This window comes from Pseudomonas sp. PsB (assembly GCF_043658375.1).
Classification (GTDB): domain Bacteria; phylum Pseudomonadota; class Gammaproteobacteria; order Pseudomonadales; family Pseudomonadaceae; genus Aquipseudomonas; species Aquipseudomonas putida_Z.
On the sequence record NZ_JBIGLU010000002.1, the window covers coordinates 10,161 to 31,839 of the forward strand.

Annotated in this window: 11 protein-coding genes; 7 read left to right on the forward strand and 4 right to left on the reverse strand. The window is 66.2% G+C overall.

What is annotated here, in order from left to right:
- Nucleotides 1–259: 259 nt before the first annotated feature.
- The gene (locus tag ACGLHT_RS04855; protein WP_274120797.1) at nucleotides 260–13,213 is read right to left on the reverse strand and encodes a non-ribosomal peptide synthetase; all 12,954 of its coding nucleotides are present in this window, start codon (nucleotides 13,211–13,213) and stop codon (nucleotides 260–262) included.
- Nucleotides 13,214–13,803: 590 nt separating this feature from the next.
- On the opposite strand from ACGLHT_RS04855, the gene ACGLHT_RS04860 reads away from it, so the two are divergent.
- Nucleotides 13,804–14,334, forward strand: coding sequence for an RNA polymerase factor sigma-70 (locus ACGLHT_RS04860; RefSeq protein ID WP_274120448.1), 531 nt, complete (start codon nucleotides 13,804–13,806; stop codon nucleotides 14,332–14,334).
- Nucleotides 14,335–14,449: 115 nt separating this feature from the next.
- Here ACGLHT_RS04860 and ACGLHT_RS04865 read toward each other — a convergent pair whose 3' ends face one another.
- Together ACGLHT_RS04865 and ACGLHT_RS04870 are read right to left on the reverse strand one after the other, a co-directional pair.
- Complete coding sequence (locus ACGLHT_RS04865) at nucleotides 14,450–15,463, reverse strand: GNAT family N-acetyltransferase (RefSeq protein WP_274120449.1); 1,014 nt, start codon at nucleotides 15,461–15,463, stop codon at nucleotides 14,450–14,452.
- A 63-nt stretch (nucleotides 15,464–15,526) separates the two neighbouring features.
- Nucleotides 15,527–16,327 carry an ABC transporter substrate-binding protein gene (locus ACGLHT_RS04870; protein ID WP_274120450.1) on the reverse strand — a complete coding sequence of 267 codons (801 nt, stop codon included), beginning with the start codon at nucleotides 16,325–16,327 and terminating at the stop codon, nucleotides 15,527–15,529.
- 172 nt (nucleotides 16,328–16,499) lie between these two features.
- Here ACGLHT_RS04870 and ACGLHT_RS04875 point away from each other — a divergent pair, with 172 nt between their 5' ends.
- Both ACGLHT_RS04875 and ACGLHT_RS04880 read left to right on the forward strand, forming a co-directional pair.
- Nucleotides 16,500–17,051 carry an exonuclease domain-containing protein gene (locus ACGLHT_RS04875; RefSeq protein WP_075045871.1) on the forward strand — a complete coding sequence of 184 codons (552 nt, stop codon included), beginning with the start codon at nucleotides 16,500–16,502 and terminating at the stop codon, nucleotides 17,049–17,051.
- A gap of 75 nt (nucleotides 17,052–17,126) precedes the next feature.
- Nucleotides 17,127–17,411 (forward strand): pyrimidine/purine nucleoside phosphorylase, encoded by a 285-nt coding sequence (locus ACGLHT_RS04880; protein ID WP_012315400.1) that lies wholly within the window; start codon nucleotides 17,127–17,129, stop codon nucleotides 17,409–17,411.
- A 113-nt stretch (nucleotides 17,412–17,524) separates the two neighbouring features.
- Here ACGLHT_RS04880 and ACGLHT_RS04885 read toward each other — a convergent pair whose 3' ends face one another.
- Nucleotides 17,525–18,217 (reverse strand): alpha/beta family hydrolase, encoded by a 693-nt coding sequence (locus tag ACGLHT_RS04885; RefSeq protein ID WP_025340007.1) that lies wholly within the window; start codon nucleotides 18,215–18,217, stop codon nucleotides 17,525–17,527.
- Between the two features lie 50 nt (nucleotides 18,218–18,267).
- Between ACGLHT_RS04885 and ccoN the strand changes: the two genes are divergently transcribed.
- The 4 genes from ccoN to ccoP are packed head-to-tail and all read left to right on the forward strand — an operon-like array spanning nucleotide 18,268 to nucleotide 21,452.
- A complete protein-coding gene (gene ccoN, locus ACGLHT_RS04890) occupies nucleotides 18,268–19,692 on the forward strand; it encodes a cytochrome-c oxidase, cbb3-type subunit I (RefSeq protein ID WP_013973491.1) in 1,425 nt (474 codons plus the stop codon).
- A gap of 13 nt (nucleotides 19,693–19,705) precedes the next feature.
- Nucleotides 19,706–20,314 (forward strand): cytochrome-c oxidase, cbb3-type subunit II, encoded by a 609-nt coding sequence (gene ccoO, locus ACGLHT_RS04895; RefSeq protein WP_013973492.1) that lies wholly within the window; start codon nucleotides 19,706–19,708, stop codon nucleotides 20,312–20,314.
- A gap of 5 nt (nucleotides 20,315–20,319) precedes the next feature.
- Nucleotides 20,320–20,514 carry a cbb3-type cytochrome c oxidase subunit 3 gene (locus ACGLHT_RS04900; protein ID WP_025340008.1) on the forward strand — a complete coding sequence of 65 codons (195 nt, stop codon included), beginning with the start codon at nucleotides 20,320–20,322 and terminating at the stop codon, nucleotides 20,512–20,514.
- Nucleotides 20,511–21,452: a cytochrome-c oxidase, cbb3-type subunit III gene (gene ccoP, locus ACGLHT_RS04905; protein ID WP_015271136.1), complete on the forward strand. Its 942-nt coding sequence runs from the start codon at nucleotides 20,511–20,513 to the stop codon at nucleotides 21,450–21,452. Before ACGLHT_RS04900 ends, ccoP begins: the two co-directional genes overlap by 4 nt.
- Nucleotides 21,453–21,679: the final 227 nt, after the last annotated feature.

Consider the following 21,679-nt stretch of genomic DNA (forward strand, 5'->3'; position numbering starts at 1 on the left):
GCGGGCAAGCCCGCGAAGAACTCAACGCGGTGTATGGCACCGGCTGCGCCGGTGTTCGCGGGCATGCCCGCTCCCACAGGTGCAGCGCCAAACCTCGAGAACAACGCCGTACCTGTAGGAGCGGCCTTGTGTCGCGAAAGGGCCGCATAGCGGCCCCCAAAATGCTGCATAAAAACTGAAATTGCTGGGGCTGCTGTGCAGCCCTTTCGCGACACAAGGCCGCTCCTACAAGGGGCGATGCAGGCCTCACCTGCTCAGGTCACAAGCCCTCCAGCTCGGCCATAAGGTCACTGAGCCGGTCGACCTTGTCGTCATCCAGCACACTGCCCTGCAACCCCTGCACATACACCGCCAGCTCCTCCACCGTGCTGCACTCGAACATCGCCCGCAGCGGCACGTTCAGCTGCAGCTGCTTCTGCACCCGCGAGGCGATCTGCGTGGCCAGCAGCGAATGCCCGCCCAGCTCGAAGAAGTTGTCGTGCACCCCGACCCGCTCGGCCTTGAGCACATCGGCCCAGATACCGGCCAGTACCTCTTCCAGCTCGTTGCGCGGCGCCTGGTAGGCCTGGCTGTGCTGGCCACCGATGTCGATGGCCGGCAGGGCCTTGCGGTCGAGCTTGCCGTTGGCGTTGTGCGGCAGGCTGTCGAACCAGCCCCAGTGCAGTGGGACCATGTACTCCGGCAACTCGGCACGCAGGCGCTGCTTGAGCTGTTCCAGCAACGCAGCGTCGGCTGCAACGCCCTGATGCGCCACCAGGTAACCCACCAGGTGCTTGCCATTGACGCCCTCCTGCACGCCAACGGCAGCGTCGCGGAGCTCCGGCTGTTCGTGCAGGCGGGCTTCGATTTCACCCAGTTCGATGCGGTAGCCGCGAATCTTCACCTGATGGTCGATGCGCCCGACATACTCCAGCACCCCGCCCGGGCGCTGCCGCGCCAGGTCGCCGGTGCGGTACAGGCGTTCGCCCGGCGCACCATATGGATGGGGAATGAACGCCAGCGCCGTGCGCACCGGGTCGCCGACATAGCCACGGCCCACGCCGGTGCCGGCCACGCACAGCTCACCTGTCGCACCCAGTGGCACCAGCGCCTGGTCCTCGCCGAACAGGTACAGGCGGTTGTTGTCGGTCGGCGTGCCGATCGGCAGGTAGCTGCCACGGGTCGAGGCGGCATCGACGCGGAAGAACGCCACGTCATCGGAGCACTCCGCCGGGCCGTAGGCGTTGACCAGGCCGATCTGCGGGTAGCGCTGCAGCCACTGCGCCGCCAGCTCCGGTGGCATGGCTTCGCCGGTCGGCAGCATCCAGCGCAGGCCATCGAGGGCCTGGTGGTCGTTGGCCAGCATACCCTGGATCAGCGACGGCACGCTCTCCAGCACGCTGATGCCGGTGGCCTGCACATGCGCCAGCAGGCCCTGCGGGTCATGGGCGATGGCGTTCGGCACGATCTCCACCCTGGCGCCGAACAGCGGCGCGGCAAGGAACTGCCACACCGAAATGTCGAAGCTCTGCGAGGCCGTCTGGGCGATCACGTCGTGCTCGCCGAGAGCCAGGTACGGCACCTTGCTCAGCTGGTTGTTGAGCATGCCGCGCTGCTCGACCATCACCCCCTTCGGCAGGCCGGTGGAGCCTGAGGTGTAGATCACATAGGCGAGGTTATCCGGCCCGCTGTGAATGCCGGGGTTGTGGCTGGCCACCGGGCTGGCCTGGATGTCTTCCCAGACCAGCAACTGCGGCCGTGCCGCCACTGCAAGCTGGTCCAGCAACTGCCGCCCTTGCCCGGCACAAGCCGCGCTGCACACCAGCACGGGTGTACGGCTGAGCTGGATGATGCTTTGCAAGCGCGCCGCCGGCAGGCTCGGGTCCAGTGGCAGGTAGCCGGCGCCGGCCTTGAAGCTGCCGACGATCATGCCCAGCAGCGGTAGCCCACGCTCGGCCAGCAGTGCCACCGGCTGGTCCAGGTTCACACCCGCCGCGATCAAGGCATGGCCCAGGCGGTTGGCCGCCAGGTTCAAGCCGGCGTAGTCGTAGGACGCGTCCAGGCAGCGGGCCACGGTACGTTGCGGATGTGCGGCCACCTGCGCCTCGAACTGCGCGATGTAGCTCTGTTCCAGTGGATAGGCGCGCGCGGTACGGTTGCAGTCCTCCAGCAAGAAACGCTGCTCCTCGGCGCCCAGCAACGGCAGTGCGCTCATCTCCCCTTCAACGCCTTGCACCAGCGCCAGCAGCAGGCGCTTGAACTCGGCCAGCAGGCGCTCGACGGTCGGGTAGTCGAAGTAGCGCTGGTCGAACGACAGATGCAGGCCAAGGTCATCGCCCGGGTAGCACACCGCTGTCAGCGGGAAGTTGGTGTGGGTACGGCCCGAGTCGGAACTGGCATTCAGGTGCTGGGCGTGGTCGAGCACGGCAGTTTCCACCGGCGCGTTCTCGAACACGAACAGGCTGTCGAACAGCGGCTGGCCCTTGGGCAGTTCGCTGCACTCCTGGATCGCCACCAGCGGCAGGTATTCATATTCGCGCAGCTCCATGTTGCGCTCCAGCAGGCCTTGCAACCACTGGCGCACACTGCAGCGCTCACCCGCCACCGGCAATTGCACGCGCAGGGCGACGCTGTTGATGAACAGGCCGACGGTACGCTGCATCTGCGGCATGCTCACCGGGCGCCCGGCCACGGTCACGCCAAAGGCTACGTCGCGGTCGCCACTGTAGCGCGCCAGTACCAGGGCCCAGGCCGCCTGGGCGAAGGTGTTGACGGTGAGCTGGTGGGCCTGGGCCAGTTCACGCAGGCGCACGCCGTCGCTCACCGCCAGGCGGGTGTAACAGTCGCCGACGACCATGCCGCTACCGGCATGGTCGTGGCGCAGCGGGCGGTCGCTGGGGATGGGGGTGGCGCGTTCGAAGCCGGCCAGGTTGGCCTGCCACCAGGCTCGCGCGTCGTCCAGGCCCTGGCGTTGCAGCCAGCCGATGTAGTCGCGGTAGCGCGGTGGCACCGGCAAGCGGGCCTGGCGCCCCTCGCCGAGGGCCTGGTAGATCTCGAAGAAATCGTTCATCAACAGCGAACGGCACCAGGCATCGATGAGGATGTGATGGTTGCTCATCATGAACCAGTAGCGCTCGTCGGCCACACGCACCAGGCGCAGGTGGAACGGCGCCTCGCTGAGCAGGGCGAAACCAGCCTCGCGTTCCTGCTTGTGCAGGGCCTGCAGGCGCTGCTCCTGGGCGTCGTCGTCGAGGCCACGCCAGTCCTGGTAGTCCACCTGCGTGTTGCCCGGCTTGTGGATGATCTGCAGCATCGCCTCGCCGGTGTTCCAGCTGAACGATGCGCGTAGCGCTTCGTGGCGCGCCACCACCGCCTGCCACGCCTGGGCGAAGCGTTCGGGGTCGAGCGCGCTGTTGATGCGGTAGCGGTCCTGCATGTAGTAGAGGCCGGTGCCCGGCTCCAGCAGGGTGTGCAGCAGCATGCCTTCCTGCATCGGCGTCAGCGGGTAGACGTCCTCGATTTGCGCTGCCGGTACCGGCAGCGCGTCGATCTGTGCCTGGGTCAGGTGCGCCAGCGGGAAGTCCGATGGCGTGAAACTGCCGTTGCCATCAGCCAGGCAATGCTCGACCAGCGCCAGCAGCTCCTGGCGATAGGCTTCGGCCAGGCTGGCGATGGTCCGCTCGTCGTAGCGTTCGGTGCTGAAGGTCCAGCGCAGTTGCAGGGCGCCGCCATACACTTGGCCATCGACACTCAGCCAGTTGGGCAGCGGTGCATCGAGGTCGTGGGCCAGGCCTGCCGGGGCGTCCAGCGGCTGGAACAGGGCTGTGCTGTCGAACTGCTGGTCGAACTGGCCCAGGTAGTTGAAGGTGATGCGTGCCTGCGGCAGGGCCGCCATCTGCTCGCGCCCTGCCGTATCGGCCAGGTAGCGCAGAACGCCGTAACCCAGCCCTTTGTGCGGCACCTGGCGCAGCTGCTCCTTGATGCGCTTGATCGAGCCTGCCCGCGCCGCATCGTCCTCGCCTGGCAGCGGGCGCAGGCTCAGCGGGTAGGCGTTGGTGAACCAGCCGACGCTGCGGGTCAGGTCCATGTCTTCGAACAGCCCGTCACGGCCATGGCCCTCAAGCTGTACCAGCACTTCTTCATCGCCGCTCCAGCGGCACAGGGCACGCGCCAGCGCGGTCAACAGCAGGTCGTTGACCTGGGTGTGATAGGCCGCCGGGGCCTGCTGCAGCAACTGCCGGGTCTGCGCCACATCCAGGCCGATGGCCAGGGTACGGGCGTGGCGGTGCAGGTTGCCGCCCTGCGGGTGATCACATGGCAGTTCACGGCGCACACCACCCAACTGGCCTTGCCACCAGCCCAGCTCGTCGCGCAGCGAATCGCTGCCGGCATAGCTGGCCAGGCGTGCGGCCCAGTCGCCCATGGCGTGGGTCTTGGCCGGCAGCGGTTGGCCACGGTACAGCGCCTGCAGGTCTTCCAGCAGCACGCGCCACGACACGCCATCGACCACCAGGTGATGGATCGCCAGCAACAGGCGCTGGCCGCCCTGCCCGTCATTAACCAGCAAGGCGCGCAACAGTGGGCCCTGTTCCAGGTCGAGGCTGCGTTGCAGGTCGGTATACAGCGGCTGGCAATCGGCGAAGTCGGCGACCGTGGCTGTCCACAGCAATTGCCCGGTGGCAGGCGAAGCATATTCGGCCTGCCAGCGGCCCTGGGCCTGACTGAAGCGCAGGCGCAGGCTGTCGTGGTGCTGCACCAGGTCGGCCAAGGCTCGCTCCAGTACCCCCTCATCCAGCGGCTTGCGAGCCTCCAGCAGAACAGCCTGGTTCCAGTGCTGCGGCTGTGGCACTTCACTGTCGAAGAACCAGTGCTGGATCGGCGTGAGGCCGGCCTGGCCCTGGCGCTGGCCCTGTTCGATGCTGCTGGCGGCTTCGCTGCGCTGAACGATGGCGGCCAGGGTCTGGATGGTCTGATGCTGGAACAGGTCGCGCGGGGTGAACTGCAAGCCGGCCTGACGAGCCCGGCTGACTACCTGGATCGACAGGATCGAGTCGCCGCCCAGTTCGAAGAAGTTGTCCTGCACGCCGACCCGGGCAATGTTGAGCACGTCACGCCAGATCTGCGCCAGTTGCGCTTCCACCTCGTTGCCAGGCGCCTGGTACTGCTGGCGTGCCTGTTCCAGGTCCGGCAACGGCAGCGCACGGCGGTCGAGCTTGCCGTTGCCCATCAGCGGCAGGCTGTCGAGCAGCACCAGGTGCGCCGGCACCATGTAGTCCGGCAGGTGCTGGCGGGCATCGGCTTTCACTGCGTCGCGCAGCAGGCCCTGGGCCTCGCTGTCGGCAGCGGCCTGCCCGCACACCAGGTAACCCACCAGTTGCTTGCCGCCCGGCAGGTCGAGGGCCAGCACCACAGCTTCGTCGACATCGGCATGGGTCTGCAGGCGGCTTTCGATTTCGCCCAGTTCGATACGGAAACCGCGAATCTTCACCTGCTGGTCGGCGCGGCCGACGTACTCGACCAGGCCATCGCTGCCCAGGCGCACCAGGTCACCGGTGCGATACAAGCGCCCGCCTTCGCTGCCGAACGGGTCGGCGACGAAGCGCTCGGCGCTAAGGCCCGGGCGGTCGTGGTAACCCTGGGCCAGGCCGGCACCGCCGACATACAGCTCGCCAATACCGCCTTGCGGCAACAGGGCAAGGTCTTCGTCGAGGATGTAGGCCGTGCGGCTACCGATGACGCGGCCGATCGGTACGCTGCCCAGCTCCGCCGGCAGTGTCTGTGGTGCCAGGCAGGCCAGCGGCATGACCACGGTTTCGGTCGGCCCGTAGGCGTTGAAGAACTGCTGCGGCGCGAAGGCCTGGCGGATGCGCTGCAGGTGTTCGCCGGTCAGCGCTTCACCACCGGTAATGACCAGGCGCACTGGCAACTGCTCGCCCTGCCCGGCCAGGTACTGTGCCAACTGGCTGCCGTAGCTGGGCGTGAAGCCGAGGATGCTCACCTGCTGCTCGCGCACCAGTTGGCAGATGTCTTCGGCGCCCCACTGCCCCTGGGCGCGCAGCACCACGCGGGCGCCGCACAGCAGCGGCACCCACAGGCGTTCGCTGGCGGCGTCGAAATTGATCGAATAGAAGTGCAGCTCGCAGTCATCGCTGCGCATGCCGAACGCGTCGATCACCGCCTGGCAATGCATGGCGAACTCGCCGTGGCTGACTACCACGCCCTTGGGCTTGCCGGTGGAACCGGAGGTGTAGATCAGGTAGGCCTGGTGCTGCGGCAGGTTGAGGTTGTCCAGCGGTGCATCGCTGTAGGCCGACAGGCTGGCGCTGTCGTCCTCCAGGCTCCAGCGCGCCACGCCTTCGGGCAGCTCGCCCAGGGTTTGCAGCAGCGCGCGCTGGCTGAGCAGCAGGCCGATGCGGCTGTCTTCGATCATGTAGCGCAGGCGGTCGAGCGGGTATTCGGGGTCGAGCGGCACGTAGGCGCCACCGGCCTTGAGGATGGCCAGCAGGCCGACGACCATTTCCAGCGAACGCTCCAGCGCCAGGCCCACGCGCACCTGCGGGCCGACGCCACGCTCGCGCAGGGCGCGGGCCAGGCGGTTGGCCTGCTGGTCGAGTTCGGCATAGGTCATGTGCCGGCCGGCGAAGGTCAACGCGCCAGCGTGTGGCGTGCGCGCAGCCTGGGCGGCGAACAGGCCGTGCACGGTATGGTCGAGAGCCAGATCCCGCTCGCCCTGCAACTGGCCCGCCAGCACCTGCTGCTCGGCGCTGCTCAGCATCGGCAGCTCGCACAGGCGCTGTTGCGGGTTGTCGAGCAGGCCGGCCAGCAATTGCTGCCAGTGCTCGGCCATGCGTGCGATGCGTGGTTCGTCGAACAGGTCGCGGCTGTAGGTCAGGCAGCAACCCAGGCGGCCGTCGAGGTCGGTCACCTCCAGGTACAGGTCGAACTTGGTGGCGCTGGCGTCGTTGACCAGGTAATCCACCTGCATGCCGGCAAGCTGGCGGCTTTGCTGGAAGGCCCAGCGCTGCACGTTGCACATCACCTGGAACAGCGGGTTGTAAGCGCTGCTGCGCGGTGGCTGCAGGGCTTCCACCAGCTGGTCGAACGGCAGGTCCTGGTGCGACTGGCCTTCGATGACAACCTGGCGTACCTGCTCCAGCAACTGTGCGGCACTCATCTGGCCGTCCAGCTCGCAACGCAGCACCTGGGTGTTGAGGAACGCGCCAATCAGCCCTTCGCTTTCCGGGCGGATGCGGTTGGCCACCGGCGCGCCAATGCGCAGGTCACGCTGGCCGCTGTAGCGGTGCAGCAAGGCGGCCAGGGTGGCAGTCATGGTCATGAACAGGGTCAGGCCGCGCTGGCTGTTGAAGGCATGCACGCGGGCGACCAGCGCCGGGTCGAGCTCGAAGCGGTACAGCTCGCCACGGTGGCTCTGCACTGCCGGGCGCGGGCGGTCGGCAGGCAGCGCCAGCACCGGGTGTTCATCGCCCAGGCGGGCCTGCCAGTAGGCCAGCTGGCGGGCGCCCTCGCCGCTTTCCAGCCATTGCCGTTGCCACACGCTGTAGTCCAGGTACTGCACCGGCAGCGGCGCCAGCGGCGATTCGCGGTCATCGACGAAGGCCTCGTACAGCTCGCCCAGTTCGCGGGCGAAGATGTCCATGGCCCAGCCCTCGGTGACGATATGGTGCAGGGTCAGCACGAAGAAGTGCTCTCGCTCTTGGGCTTTGACCAGACAGGCACGCAGCAACGGACCGCGCTCCAGGTCGAACGGCTGGTGCGCCTGGTCGTCGGCCAGTTGTTGCAGGCGTTGTTGGCGGGCATCGGCGGGCAAGGCGCTGAAGTCCTGCCAGTCGAGGTGCAGGCTGCTGTCTTCGGCCACGCACTGATACGGCACGCCATCGATGCTGGGGAAGGTGGTGCGCAGGGTTTCGTGGCGCACCACCAGCGCCTGCAACGCACGCTCGAAGGCATCCACATGCAGGGTGCCACGCAGGCGCGCCATGCCGCCGACGTTGTACGCCGGGCTGCCCGGCTCCATTTGCCAGAGGAACCACATGCGCTGCTGCGAGTACGACAGCGGCACCGCCTGGCGGCGGTCGACGCGGGTGATTGCGCCTTGCAGGTTGCGCTCACCGGCGGCACGGATACGCGTGATCTCGGCACAGAAGGCGCCCAGCTCACTGGCGTCGAACAGGGCCTTGAGCGGCAGCTCGACATCGCAGGCCTGGCGCGTGCGCGAGACAATTTGAGTGGCCAGCAGCGAATGGCCGCCGAGGGCGAAGAAGTCATCCTGCAGGCCAACGCGCGGCAGGTTCAGCACTTCACGCCAGATGGCAGCGACCTGCTGCTGCAACTCGGTTTGCGGCTCGATGTGCTCCCGCTGCTGCCACACCGGGGCCGGCAACGCCTTGCGGTCGACCTTGCCGCTGGGGCCCAGCGGCATCTGCGCCAGCGGGATGAGTTGTGCCGGCACCATGTAGGCCGGTAGTTGTTCAGCCAGCACCGTCAGCAATGCATCTGGCTGGGCGCTGCCACTGTAGTAGCCGACCAGTTGCGCGCCTACGGCATCCTTGTGAATCAGCACCAGCGCCTGTTCGACCCCCGCTTGCGCCAGCAGGCAGGCCTGGACTTCTTCGGGTTCGACACGGAAGCCACGCACCTTGACCTGCTGGTCGAGGCGGCCAAGGTATTCCAGCGCCTCGGTCTGCACTTGCCAGCGGGCGCGGTCGCCACTGCGGTACAGGCGCTCGCCATTGCCGTCGGCCTGGGGCACGAAGCGCTCGGCGGTGAGGCCCGGGCGGCCCAGGTAGCCACGGGCCAGGCCTGCACCGCCAAGGTACAGCTCGCCCGGCACACCGGGGGCGGTCAGTTCCAGCTCGTCGTCCAGCACACGGCACAGCACATTGCCCAGCGGGCGGCCGATCGGCGAGCGTTCGCCATCGGTGGCCTGGCAGTGCCAGTGGGTGACGTTGATGGCGGTTTCGGTCGGGCCATAGCGGTTGTGCAACTGCACCTGCGGCAGCACCTGCTGCACGCGGTCACGCAATGCCGCGGACAGCGCTTCGCCACCGGAGAACAGCCGGCGCAGGCTGCTGCAGGCACCCGCCTGCGGCTCCTGGACGAACACCTGCAACAGCGGCGGCACGAAGTGCAGCGTGGTCACGCCATGGGCCTGCACCAGCGCGGCGATGCGCTGCGGGTCGCGGTGCTCGCCAGGGCCGGCGAGCACCAGCTTGCAACCGGTCACCAGTGGCCAGAAGCATTCCCACACCGAAACGTCGAAGCTGATCGGCGCCTTCTGCATCAGCACGTCGCTGTGGTCCAGCACATAGCTGGCCTGCATCCATTGCAGGCGCTCGGCCAGTGCCGCGTGGGTATTGCCCACACCCTTGGGCTGGCCGGTGGAGCCGGAGGTGTAGATCACATAAGCCAGGTTGTCGCCATGCAGGTGCAACCCGGGGGCATGGCTTGGCCAGCTGTCCAGGTGCAGCTGGTCGAGGGCGATGGCGCTGACGCCGTCCACCTGTGGCAGCTTGCCCAGCAGGTTGCTGTGGCTCAGCAACAGGCCAGCGTTGCAGTCGGCGAGCATGTAGGCCAGGCGCTCGGCCGGGTAATCGACGTCCAGCGGCACATAGGCACCACCGGCCTTGAGAATGGCCAGCAGGCCCACCAGCAGCTGCGGCGAACGCTCGACGGCGATGGCCACGCAGGTGTCGGGGCCGACGCCTTTGTCACGCAGGTAGTGGGCCAGACGGTTGGCTTGCTGGTGCAACTCGGCGTAATCCAGGCTGCCACCGTCCCACACCAGGGCGGTGCGCTGCGGGGTCAGGCGTGCCTGGTCATTGAGCTGCTCGACCAGCAGGCGCTGCGGCGCCGCAGCGGGTGCCTCGCCCCAGCTCAGCAGTTGCGCGCGGCCAGGCTCGTCGAGCAGTTGCACCTCGCCCAGCGCCCGCTGCGGCCCGGCACACACCTGTTCGAGCAAGGCCAGCAGGTGCTGGGCCAGGCGCTTGACGGTGCTGGCATCGAACAATTCAGCGGCATAGTCGAAGGCCAGGCTCAGGCGGCCCTGGTGGTCTTCTTCACTGTGCAGCTGCAAGTCGAACTTGGCTTCGCGACTGTGCCACGGCAGCTCTTCGGCCAGCAGGCCCGGCAGGCGGCGCAGGGCAGACAGGTCACGTTGCTGGTGGTTGAACATGACCTGGAACAGGCCTTGCTCGCGAGCCTCGGGCAAGGCTTCGAGCAGTTGCTCGAACGGCAGGTCCTGGTTGGCCTGGGCATCCAGGGTGGCCTGGCGCACCTGGGCCAGCAACTGGTCGAACGGCAGGCGGCCATCGAGTTGCGCACGCAGCACCTGGGTGTTGATGAAGAAGCCGACCATGCCTTGGGTTTCCAGGCGCGGGCGGTTGGCGTTGGGCACGCCGACACGGATATCGGCCTGGCCACTGTAGCGGTGCAACAGCGCCTGCCATCCGGCCAGCAGTACCATGAACAGGCTGGCCTGCTGTTCGCGGGCCAGGCCCTTGAGCGCTTCGGTGAGCCTGGCCGGTACCTTGAGGTTGAAGCGGGCGGCGCGGTGGTCGCGCTGGCTGGTGCGTGGGTGGTCGGTGCACAGGTCGAGCACCGGCAGTTCATCCCCCAGACGCGCCTGCCAGTACTGCAGCTGACGCTCGGCTTCGCCTGCAGCCAGCCACTGTCGCTGCCAGGTGCCGTAGTCGGCATAACCCAGGGTCAGCGCTGCCAGGTTGGCCTCGAGGCCCTGGCAATGGGCGGCGTACAGTTTGGCGAATTCGTCGAGCAGGATGTTCAGCGACCAGCCGTCGGCGACGATATGGTGCAGGGTCACCCACAGTTGATGGTGTTCATCGTCCAGGCGCGCCAGGGTCACCCGCAGCAACGGCCCCCGGGTCAGGTCGAACGGCTGGCGAGCTTCGGCTTCACGCTGGGCGGCGACCTGTTCAGCGGCCTGGCCTTCGAGGTCCAGGCGGCGAAGGTCGAACGGCTGCTGCGCCTGGATGCGCTGCAGGGCCTGGCCGTTCTCTTCGGCAAACAGGGTACGCAGCGATTCATGGCGCGCCACCAGCGCCTGGAAGGCCGCTTCCAGTGCGTTTTCGTCCAGTTCGCCGCGCAACTGCAGGCCGGCCGGAATGTTGTAGGCCGCCGACTGCGGGTCCAACTGCCACAGCAACCACAGGCGGTTTTGCGCCAGCGACTGGGGCAGCGCCTGGGTGCGTTCCAGGGTAGCGATGGCGCCGACCCGGCCACCGCCTTCGGCGATGATCGCGGCCACGGCCTTGGCGTAGTCAGCCAGTATCGGCGCCTCGAACAGGGTGCGCAGGCCCAGCTCGATACCCAATTCATCGGCCAGGCGTGCGGTGGCGTGGGTGGCGGCGATGGAGTTGCCACCCAGCAGCAGGAAGTGGTCGTATGCCGCCACCGCCTCGACCTTGAGGATGTCGCGCCACACACCGGCGATGCGCGCCTGCAGCTCATCGCCAGCGGCATCCGTGGCAACGGGCTCGCTCACCTCAGGGAAGCGGGCGTAGCAGTCCAGGCTGCCATCGTCCATGCGCAGGCGGCAGGCAGAACGCTGCAGCTTGCCGCTGGAGGTCTTGGGCAGTGCGCCGGGGTTCAGCAGCAGGACCACGGCCGGGGCCTGGCGGCAGGCGTCGGCGATCACCTGACGCAGGGTCTTGATCAGCGCGTGGGGCTTGATCGACTTCTGCACGTTGCGGCTGATTTCCACCGCCACGCCAATGCCCTCCTCGCCTTGCTGCTCGACGGCGAACACTGCCACCCGGCCTTTGCGCAGCACATCCACTTCGCGCTCGAGGGTCTTTTCCAGGTCCTGCGGGTACAGGTTCTGCCCGCGCACGATCAGCATGTCCTTCAGGCGCCCGGTGACGAACACTTCCCCTTCGCGCATAAAGCCCAGGTCGCCGGTACGCAGCCAGGTCTGGCCGTCCATCTCGACGAAGGTGCGGGCGCTGGCCTCGGGGTTGCGCCAGTAGCCCAGGGCGATGCTCGGGCCACCGGCCCAGATCTCGCCCACCTGGTTGTCGCCCAGCACCTGCAGGCGTTGTGGTTCGACAATGCGCACGGCATGCCCGGGCTGCGGGTAGCCACAGCTCATCAGCACACTGCCCTTGCCAGGTTCCGCACGGTTGGCGGCGAAGGCTTCGGCGTCCAGCTCCAGCGCGGCGATGCCCTGGCCACGGCGGCTGCCGCTGACGAACAGGGTCGCCTCGGCCAGCCCGTAGCTGGCGAAGAAGCTCTGCGGGTCGAAGCCGCAGGCCTGGAACTTGTCGGCAAAGGCCGCCAGGCTGTCCTGGCGGATTGGCTCGGAGCCGGAATAGGCCACCCGCCAACGGCTGAGGTCGAGCCCGGCCAGGGAGGCCTCGCTGACCCGCTCGCTGCACAGCCGGTAGGCGAAGTCGGGGCCGCCGCTGATGGTGCCGCCGTACTCGCTGATGGCCTGCAACCAGCGCAGCGGCCGGGCCAGGAAGTAGCCCGGCGACATCAGCACACAGGGCACGCCGCTGAAGATCGGCTGCAGCAGGCCGCCGATCAGGCCCATGTCGTGGTACAGCGGCAGCCAGCTGACGATCACATCGTCGGGGTTGAGGTCGATGCCAAAGCCTTGGCGGATCAGCTGTTCGTTGGCCACCAGGTTGCCATGGCTGACCTGCACGCCCTTGGGCAGTGCGGTGGAGCCGGAGGTGTACTGCAGGAAGGCGATGTCATCACCCTTGAGCGCGGGCTCGCGCCAGTTTGCAGCCAGTGCCGGGGCCAGGCCATCCACCGCCAGCAGTTCGGGGGCGTTGGCCGCCGCCAGGGCCTCCAGGCCCTGCAGGCTGTCGTGCAGGGCCGCGACGGTCAGCAGCAGGCGCGGCTCGGCGTCGTCGATGATCGACAGCAAGCGCTGCTGGTGGTGCTGGCGCGCGGACTCCGGCGGGTAGGCCGGCACCGCAATCACGCCGGCATACAGGCAGCCGAAAAACGCCGCTACATAGTCTGGCCCGCTGGGGAACAACAGCACCGCGCGGTCGCCGAAGCTGGCCCGGGTTTGCAAGGCAGCGGCGATGGTGCGCGCACGCTGATCGAGGTCCCGGTAGCTGAGCACGGCCTGCTCGCCGGGAGCGTCGGCCAGAAAGCGCAAGGCGACTTTGTCCGGGGTCTGCGCGGCGCGTTGCGCCAGGGCCTGGACCAGCGAGAGCGGGAGTTCGAAGGCGTCCGTCATGGGGTGTTCCTGCCAGTGTCTGTTTGGGTCGGGCCGGCTGCTGCGCGAACGTGGGCGCAGCGGCATGTGGCGGCCTGAGGTGTACACAGGGGAACGGATGGGCGGGGGGAGAAATTAGCGGCGGTGAGGCTTTGGGGGGCGTGAGGGTTGCCGGGGGTTTGCCTTGAGAGATGTTGCGCCTGGGAGATCGAGCGCCGCCCGCGCGGCGCTTCGCAGCACAAGGCTGCTCCTACATCTGTTTCGGGCCAATCATTCCTGCGAGAGCGGCACGCGCCCCCTTTGGCGTCCACCTTGATATCGTGCCGGACAAACAAGGCGGTCGCGTGCGCTGCTACAGGCGTTACTGGCCCGAAACAGATGTAGGAGCAGCCTTGTGCTGCGAAGCGCCGCGCGGGCGGCGCTCGATCTCACAGGCGCTGAAAATGCCCTGACATGCACCCAGCCATTTCTGCGCTTTAGAACTGAAATCACATGAAACTAATTACATTTCGCATTTGACAATCATTATCATTCTGAATAGCTTGTCGCCCGTCGTAGGAAGCTTCCCAAATTTGGGGGCGTCCTTTCCCCTCTGTGACAAGGTGATTTCCATGGCGGAACAACTATCCACAAGTAAGTGCGATTCACCATTACTACAGGCCTTCGTCGACAACCGCAGCATCCTGGTCAAGATCGCTGCCCGCATCACCGGCTGCCGGTCGCGCGCCGAAGATGTGGTGCAGGACGCCTTTTTCCGGCTCAGCGCCGCCCCGCAGATCACATCGTCGTTCAAGGCGCAGCTGAGCTACCTGTTCCAGATCGTGCGCAACCTGGCCATCGACCACTATCGCAAGCAGGCGATGGAGTTGAAGTACTCCGGCAGCGAGGAGGAAGGCCTGAACGTAGTCGTGCAGAACGCCTCCCCCGAAGCCACCCACATCAACCTTGCCGCGCTGGATGACATTGCCGAGGCGCTGAACGAACTGCCCCAGCGCACCCGCTATGCCTTCGAGATGTACCGCTTGCATGGCGTGCCGCAGAAGGACATTGCCAAGGAGCTGGGAGTGTCGCCGACGCTGGTCAACTTCATGATCCGCGATGCGCTGGTGCATTGCCGCAAGACGGCCAATCGGCAGGCCTGATCAGGCAGAGTCTGCTTCTTCGCGGGCACGCCCGCTCCCACAGGAAAAGCACAGACCTCAAAGACTGAGGGGGACCTGTGGGAGCGGGCGCGCCCGCGAAGAAGCCGCCTCGATATCAAGCCAGTTTGCAGCGATCGAAAAACCGCTCCCGCCCCAGAATCATCAACGCCGCGCGCTTGTGCGGGAAGTCGAACTCCTTGTCGCAATGGAAGCACTGGTCGTGCATGTAGCCGATCATCTTGCCGTTGTCGGCACGCGGCTCGGCCACCACCCGCTGGGTGCGCGGGTCATCCAGGAACAGGTAGTGCACCAGCGCCGATAGCCAGCTGGCCACCTTGTGCGGCCCGCGATGGCTCTCCTCCCCTACCAGCATGTGGATGCCACGGTCGTAGTCATCGGCCGGGTAGAACGGCGCAATGCGGTCTTCCTTGGCCCAGTACGCCTCGAAGTAGGCAAACGGCTGGTCATCGAAGCAGCCGATCAACGTCAGGGCATGCGGGTCGGCCTCGAGCTTGCCCAGGTATTCACGGTGCTGCGCCAGGGTGCCAGCCTCCTGCCAGAACGCCTCCACCCGCGGGTTGTTCTGCCAGCGGTTGAAGCGCTCCAGGTCATGCTCGATCTCCAAGGTACGCAGCGACACCCAACTGCCCAGGCGCGTATCGAAGCGCCGGTACACCTCGCCACGAGGCTTGGGCGCGCGGCGTGGGTGGCGCTTGCCGTTGCTGATCTGCATTTGCTGCGGGTATGCCACGCTGGCCGACTCGCCCAGCCAGGGCTGTGGCAGCTGCCAGAACAGCGCTCGCTCGCACAGGTATTGGCCAGGCTGCTCGCCGGCCAGCAGCAGGCCACTGGTCAATGCCTGGGGCAACGCCTCGGGCAGGTACCAGGCCAGGCGCTGGCAGGCGGTGTCGCGGGCCAGCAGCCAATAACAGGCGGCCCACAAGGCCTGATAGGGGCGCTCGGGGCACAGCCGCTCCAGGTGAACATGCAGGGTGGCGCCCACCTCCAGGCGCAACTGGATCAGCGGGCGGCCTTCGAGGGACAGGCTCAGCCAGCTGTCGCCCTCCTTGGCACTGAGGCTGCGCCAGCGTGGCGCTGACTGGGGCTGCGAAGCGGCATCGAACGGCATGGGCTTGACTCACGGCAATGAAGAAAAGGCTCACTGCTGAGAACGTTGCCGCACCACGGGAATTTAGTCGTGTGGGGCCGACACCGTGATGCGGTAGGGCTCGAAGATGCGCGCCAGCTCGCCACTGTCGCGCAGGGCCCGCAGCAGCGCCGCGAACGACTGCTCGCCGATCGGCGCCCCCGGGCGCAGCAAGGCGTAGTGATGGTAGACCTGGTCAATGCGCTGCGAGGACACCAACTGCTCCCGGCTGGCCGGGTTGCGCGCCAGGAAATCACTGAGATAGGAACGCGTGACCAGGGCGATGTCGGCGCGGTCGGCCTGCACCATCAGCAGGTTGCTGTCGTGGGAATAGGTCAGGGTCGCTTTGTAGGCGGTGCGCAGGTAGTCCGGGTCGGAGTTGAAGCCGGCGAACGCATAGTGGTAGCCGTTGATCAGCGCCAGGCGCTTGCCGTGCAGGTCGTCGAAGTAATGCGGGTCACGGCCGTTGGCCTTGCGGGCGACGAACACCTCGGCATCTTCCAGGCCCAGGTCCACGCTCTGGTGGGCAATCTGCTGCCAGCCCCACTCCGGGTTCTCGAAAATGGCCATGTCGGTGCGGCCTTGCTGGAGGTCACCAAAACGCCGCTGGATGGAGGTGGGCACCACGACGAAGTGGTAGCGCTGCTGCGTGCGGTTGAGCGCGTCGACCAACTGCGGCAGCAGGCCGCTGTCGGCGCCCTGCTCGGGGCGTACCGTGTACGGTGGGAAATGCGCCGCGCCAATCCTCACTTCGACGGCATCGGCAGCCCATACCGGCGCCGCCAGCCAGAACACGGCCAGCAGCATCAGGGAAGACAGGGCCTTTAGGCCGGGCGCTGGAGTCAAGACGGATGCTCATCACGGTTCATGCCTGGGTCCACCTAAGCTAGGCGTTTTCCGGGCCGGACACAACTGCCGGATAGTGGCCCTTTGTGCCAAAGCCGCAGGCAAATTGCCAGGGGATGCCGGATGCCCTGAGTTTGGCTACGCTCTAGCAGGATCTGCAAGGGAGCCTGGTATGGGCCATTGGTTGGTGATCGACCTGGAAGCCACCACCGACGATGGTGGGTGGCCGGTCACAGAGATGGAAGTCATTGAAATCGGCGCAAGCCTGGTTACCCGCGAAGGCCGCGAGGTCGACCACTTCCAGCGCTTCGTGAAGCCCCGGCGGCGGCCGCAGCTGACCCCGTTCTGCCGTGAGCTGACCCACATCAGCCAGGCCAGCGTGGACAGTGCCGCACCGTTCCGCGAGGTATGGGCAAGCTTCGAGCGCTGGCTCGGGCACCACCGCGGGCAGCTTCAGGCCTGGGTCAGCTGGGGCGACTACGACCGCCAGCAGTTGCACCAGGAGTGGCAGCAGCATGGGCTGGACAGCCTGCTGCGGACCCTGCCGCACATCAACCTCAAGCAACGCTTCGCCAAGGCCCGCCACCTGCAGCGCCCCGCGGGGCTGAACGGTGCACTACAGCTGGCCGGCATGCACTTTTGCGGGCAGCAGCACCGGGCCCTGGAAGATGCGCGCAATACCGCGCGGCTGCTGCCGTTGAGCCTGCCGGTGGACGCTACCTGAAAGCAGATGACGGGGCCCGTGGGCTTGGGCATACTGGCCAGCCCTTTTTCATCCCCCCCTTTCAGGAGTCGCCCCATGTTCAAGGTCAACGAATACTTCGATGGTACTGTCAAGTCGATCGCCTTCGAAGGCACTGAAGGCCCGGCCACCGTCGGCGTCATGGCCCCGGGCGAGTACGAGTTCGGCACTGCCAAGCGCGAAATCATGCACGTGGTTTCCGGCGCCCTGACCGTGAAGCTGCCGGGTAGCGACAACTGGGAAACCTTCAACGCCGGTGACAAGTTCAATGTGGCCGCCGACAGCAAGTTCCAGCTGAAGGTGGCGGTGGATACTGCCTACCTGTGCGAGTACCGTGACTAAGCGGTAGCCTGTACCGGCCTCTTCGCGGGCTCGCCCGCTCCCACAGATACCACACAAGCTTCCAGGCCTGTGTAGTTCCTGTGGGAGCGGGCAAGCCCGCGAAGAATCCAGCACTAATCTTTCAGGAAAGCTGCAACCTTCTCAGCCGCCGCCTGCAAGTGCTGCTCATGGCTGAACCCCGAGGCCTTCAGCGGCTTCAGGTCATGGTCCCCCGCCACCAGCCAGCTGACCTCGATCGCCGGCGATAACGCATACCCTGCCACCGCCTCGCGGTTACCCAGCGCATCCCGCTCGCCCTGCACGATCAACGTCGGCGTCTTCAATTCGGCCAGGTGCTCGACCCGTGGCTTTTCCGGCTTGCCCACCGCATAGAACGGATAGCCCAGGCACACCAGTGCATCCGCTTCCAGTTCATCGGCCAGCAGGCTGGCCATGCGCCCGCCCATGGACTTGCCACCCACCGCCAGCTTGCCCGCGACCAAAGGTCGCACCTGCCGGTACACCTCGCGCCAGCATTCCAGCAACACCTTCTGCGGGTTCGGCGGCCGCTTGCCGCCGGCAACCCTGCGCTCGGCCATGTACGGGAACTCGAAGCGCACTACCGCTACCCCAAGCGCCGCAAGCCTTTGCGCCATTTCGTCCATGAACCCGCTGTCCATCGGCGCACCTGCGCCATGGGCTAGGATCAGGCAGCCCTTGTAGCCGTCCTTGCCCCGAACGTGCGGGGGATCGCAGCGCAAGCCTGGGACATTTCCGACCTTCGCCCATTGATCCCCGTCAATACCGGCACTTTGCCCATTAATCATGCTTGCCTCGCTGTAAAGCCTGCCAAATAACCGTGGATGGGAACCCATACATGAACACAACCAGCAGTACCGCCTATAACTACAAGGTGGTCCGCCAATTCGCCATCATGACGGTGGTGTGGGGAATCGTCGGGATGGGGCTCGGCGTCTTCATCGCCGCCCAGCTCGCCTGGCCTTCCCTCAACTTCGACCTCCCCTGGACCAGCTTTGGCCGCCTGCGCCCCCTGCATACCAATGCGGTGATCTTCGCCTTCGGCGGCTGTGCGCTGTTCGCCACCTCCTATTATTCGGTGCAACGCACCTGCCAGACCACCCTGTTCGCACCGGGCCTGGCCGCGTTCACCTTCTGGGGCTGGCAACTGGTGATCCTGCTGGCGGCCATCAGCCTGCCGCTGGGCTACACCAGCTCCAAGGAATACGCCGAACTGGAATGGCCGATCGACATCCTGATCACCATCGTCTGGGTGAGCTACGCCATCGTGTTCTTCGGCACGCTGATGAAGCGCAACACCAAGCACATCTACGTCGGTAACTGGTTCTTCGGCGGCTTCATCCTCACCGTGGCGATGCTGCACGTCGTCAACAACCTGGAACTGCCAGTCAGCCTGACCAAGTCCTACTCGGTGTATGCCGGCGCCACCGATGCCATGGTGCAGTGGTGGTACGGCCACAACGCCGTGGGCTTCTTCCTGACCGCGGGCTTCCTGGGGATGATGTACTACTACGTGCCCAAGCAGGCCGAACGCCCGGTGTATTCCTATCGCCTGTCGATCGTGCACTTCTGGGCGCTGATCACCCTGTACATCTGGGCCGGCCCGCACCACCTGCACTACACCGCCCTGCCCGACTGGGCACAGTCGCTGGGCATGGTGATGTCGCTGATCCTGCTGGCACCAAGCTGGGGCGGCATGATCAACGGCATGATGACCCTGTCCGGCGCCTGGCACAAACTGCGCAGCGACCCGATCCTGCGCTTCCTGGTGGTGTCGCTGGCGTTCTACGGCATGTCCACCTTCGAAGGCCCGATGATGGCCATCAAGACGGTCAACGCCCTGTCCCACTACACCGACTGGACCATCGGCCACGTGCACGCCGGCGCCCTCGGCTGGGTGGCGATGATCTCGATCGGCGCGCTGTACCACACCATCCCGAAAGTGTTCGGCAAGGAGCGCATGTACAGCATCGGCCTGATCAACGCGCACTTCTGGCTGGCCACCATCGGCACCGTGCTGTACATCGCCTCGATGTGGGTCAACGGCATCGCCCAGGGCCTGATGTGGCGCGCGGTCAACAGCGACGGCACGCTCACCTACTCGTTCGTGGAAACCCTGGTGGCCAGCCACCCAGGCTTCATCGTGCGCTTCGTCGGCGGTGCGATCTTCCTCAGCGGCATGTTCCTGATGGCCTGGAACACCTGGCGCACCGTGCGTTCGCCGGCGCTCGATGTCGCCCCTGCGAACGCCCAGCTGGCTTGAGGAGACCTGCCTGATGAAACATGAAGTCATCGAGAAAAACGTCGGCCTGCTGGCCCTGCTGATGGTGTTTGCCGTCAGCATCGGCGGCCTGACCCAGATCGTCCCGTTGTTCTTCCAGGACGTCACCAACAAGCCGGTGGAAGGCATGAAGCCCTACACCGCGCTGCAACTGGAAGGCCGCGATATCTACATCCGCGAAGGCTGCGTGGGCTGCCACTCGCAGATGATCCGCCCGTTCCGCGCCGAAACCGAGCGCTATGGCCACTACTCGGTGGCTGGTGAAAGCGTGTGGGACCACCCGTTCCTGTGGGGCTCCAAGCGCACCGGGCCGGACCTGGCCCGGGTCGGTGGCCGCTACTCGGACGACTGGCACCGTGCGCACCTGTACAACCCGCGCAACGTGGTACCGGAGTCGAAGATGCCGTCGTACCCATGGCTGGTCGCCCAGCAGGTCGACAACAGCCATACCGACACCAAGATGCGCACCCTGCGCACCCTGGGCGTGCCGTACACCGACGATGACATCGCCGGGGCCCGCGACGCGGTCAAGGGCAAGACCGAGATGGACGCTTTGGTCGCCTACCTGCAGGTGCTCGGCACCGCGATCAAGAACAAGAGGTGAATGCGATGGGAATGGACATCGGCATGATCCGCGGCCTGGGCACCCTGGTGGTGATGATCGCCTTCATCGGCCTCACCCTGTGGGTATTCAACCGCCGCCGCGACCGTGATTTCGCCGAAGCGCGCCTGCTGCCCTTCGTCGACGACCGCCTGCCCTCTGCCGGACAGGCACCTGCTGCAAAAAGGAGTAACGGGCAATGACCACCTTCTGGAGTACGTACATCTGCGTACTGACCATCGGTAGCCTGATTGGCCTGACCTGGCTGCTGCTCGCCACCCGCAAGGGCCAGAGCAACAACACCACCGACCAGACCATGGGCCACAGCTTCGACGGCATCGAGGAATACGACAACCCGCTGCCCAAGTGGTGGTTCTGGCTGTTCGTCGGCACCCTGGTGTTCTCGGTCGGCTACCTGATCCTCTACCCGGGCCTGGGCAACTGGAAGGGCATCCTGCCGGGCTATGAAAATGGCTGGACCGGCGCCAACGAATGGCAGAAGGAAATGGACAAGGCCGACGCAAAATTCGGCCCGATCTTTGCCAAGTACGCCGCCATGCCCGTGGAAGAAGTGGCCAAGGACCCGCAGGCGCTGAAAATGGGCAGCCGCCTGTTCGCCTCGAACTGCTCGGTTTGCCATGGCTCGGACGCCAAGGGTGCCTATGGCTTCCCCAACCTCACCGACAAGGACTGGCGCTGGGGCGGCGAGGCGGAAACCATCAAGGCGTCGATCATGAATGGTCGCCACGGCGTGATGCCGGCCTGGGCCGAAGTGATCGGAGAGCAAGGCGTGGCGGATGTGGCCGCGTTCGTGCTCACCAACCTCGATGGCCGCAGCCTGCCGGAAGGGGTCAAGGCCGACGCCGCCAAGGGCAAGGAAATCTTCGCCGGCAACTGCGTGGCCTGCCACGGGCCTGAAGGCAAGGGTACCCCGGCCATGGGCGCGCCAGACCTGACCCACCCGCAGGCATTCATCTACGGTTCGAGCTTTGCCCAGCTGCAGCAGACCATTCGCTATGGTCGCCAGGGTCAGATGCCGGCGCAGGCGGAGATCCAGGGCAACGACAAGGTGCACCTGCTGGCGGCGTATGTGTATAGCCTGTCGCAGGATGGTGCTGCTGAAACCGTGACTGCCAAGTAATACCGCCCAAGGGCCGCTTTGCGGCCCATTCGCAGCACAAGGCTGCTCCTACAAGGGTACCGCGCAAGATTACGCCCCCTGTAGGAGCAGCCTTGTGCTGCGAATGGGCTGCAAAGCAGCCCCTCTCCCCGCTCTACCCCCCCTTGCACCCCCTCCGAACACAACTAAGCTTGTTGCCTCAGTGGGCCTCGCTCCGAAAGGAGCGAAGCAGACGCGGCGCGTAGCCT

Coding starts and splice junctions, on each gene's coding strand:
- ACGLHT_RS04865 (WP_274120449.1), bottom strand. CDS start 15,463: ATGCCGTTCGATGCCGCTTCGCAGCCCCAGTCAGCGCCACGCTGGCGC.
- ccoP (WP_015271136.1), top strand. CDS start 20,511: ATGACCACCTTCTGGAGTACGTACATCTGCGTACTGACCATCGGTAGC.
- ACGLHT_RS04880 (WP_012315400.1), top strand. CDS start 17,127: ATGTTCAAGGTCAACGAATACTTCGATGGTACTGTCAAGTCGATCGCC.
- ACGLHT_RS04860 (WP_274120448.1), top strand. CDS start 13,804: ATGGCGGAACAACTATCCACAAGTAAGTGCGATTCACCATTACTACAG.
- ACGLHT_RS04885 (WP_025340007.1), bottom strand. CDS start 18,217: ATGATTAATGGGCAAAGTGCCGGTATTGACGGGGATCAATGGGCGAAG.
- ACGLHT_RS04855 (WP_274120797.1), bottom strand. CDS start 13,213: ATGACGGACGCCTTCGAACTCCCGCTCTCGCTGGTCCAGGCCCTGGCG.
- ccoO (WP_013973492.1), top strand. CDS start 19,706: ATGAAACATGAAGTCATCGAGAAAAACGTCGGCCTGCTGGCCCTGCTG.
- ACGLHT_RS04900 (WP_025340008.1), top strand. CDS start 20,320: ATGGGAATGGACATCGGCATGATCCGCGGCCTGGGCACCCTGGTGGTG.
- ACGLHT_RS04875 (WP_075045871.1), top strand. CDS start 16,500: ATGGGCCATTGGTTGGTGATCGACCTGGAAGCCACCACCGACGATGGT.
- ccoN (WP_013973491.1), top strand. CDS start 18,268: ATGAACACAACCAGCAGTACCGCCTATAACTACAAGGTGGTCCGCCAA.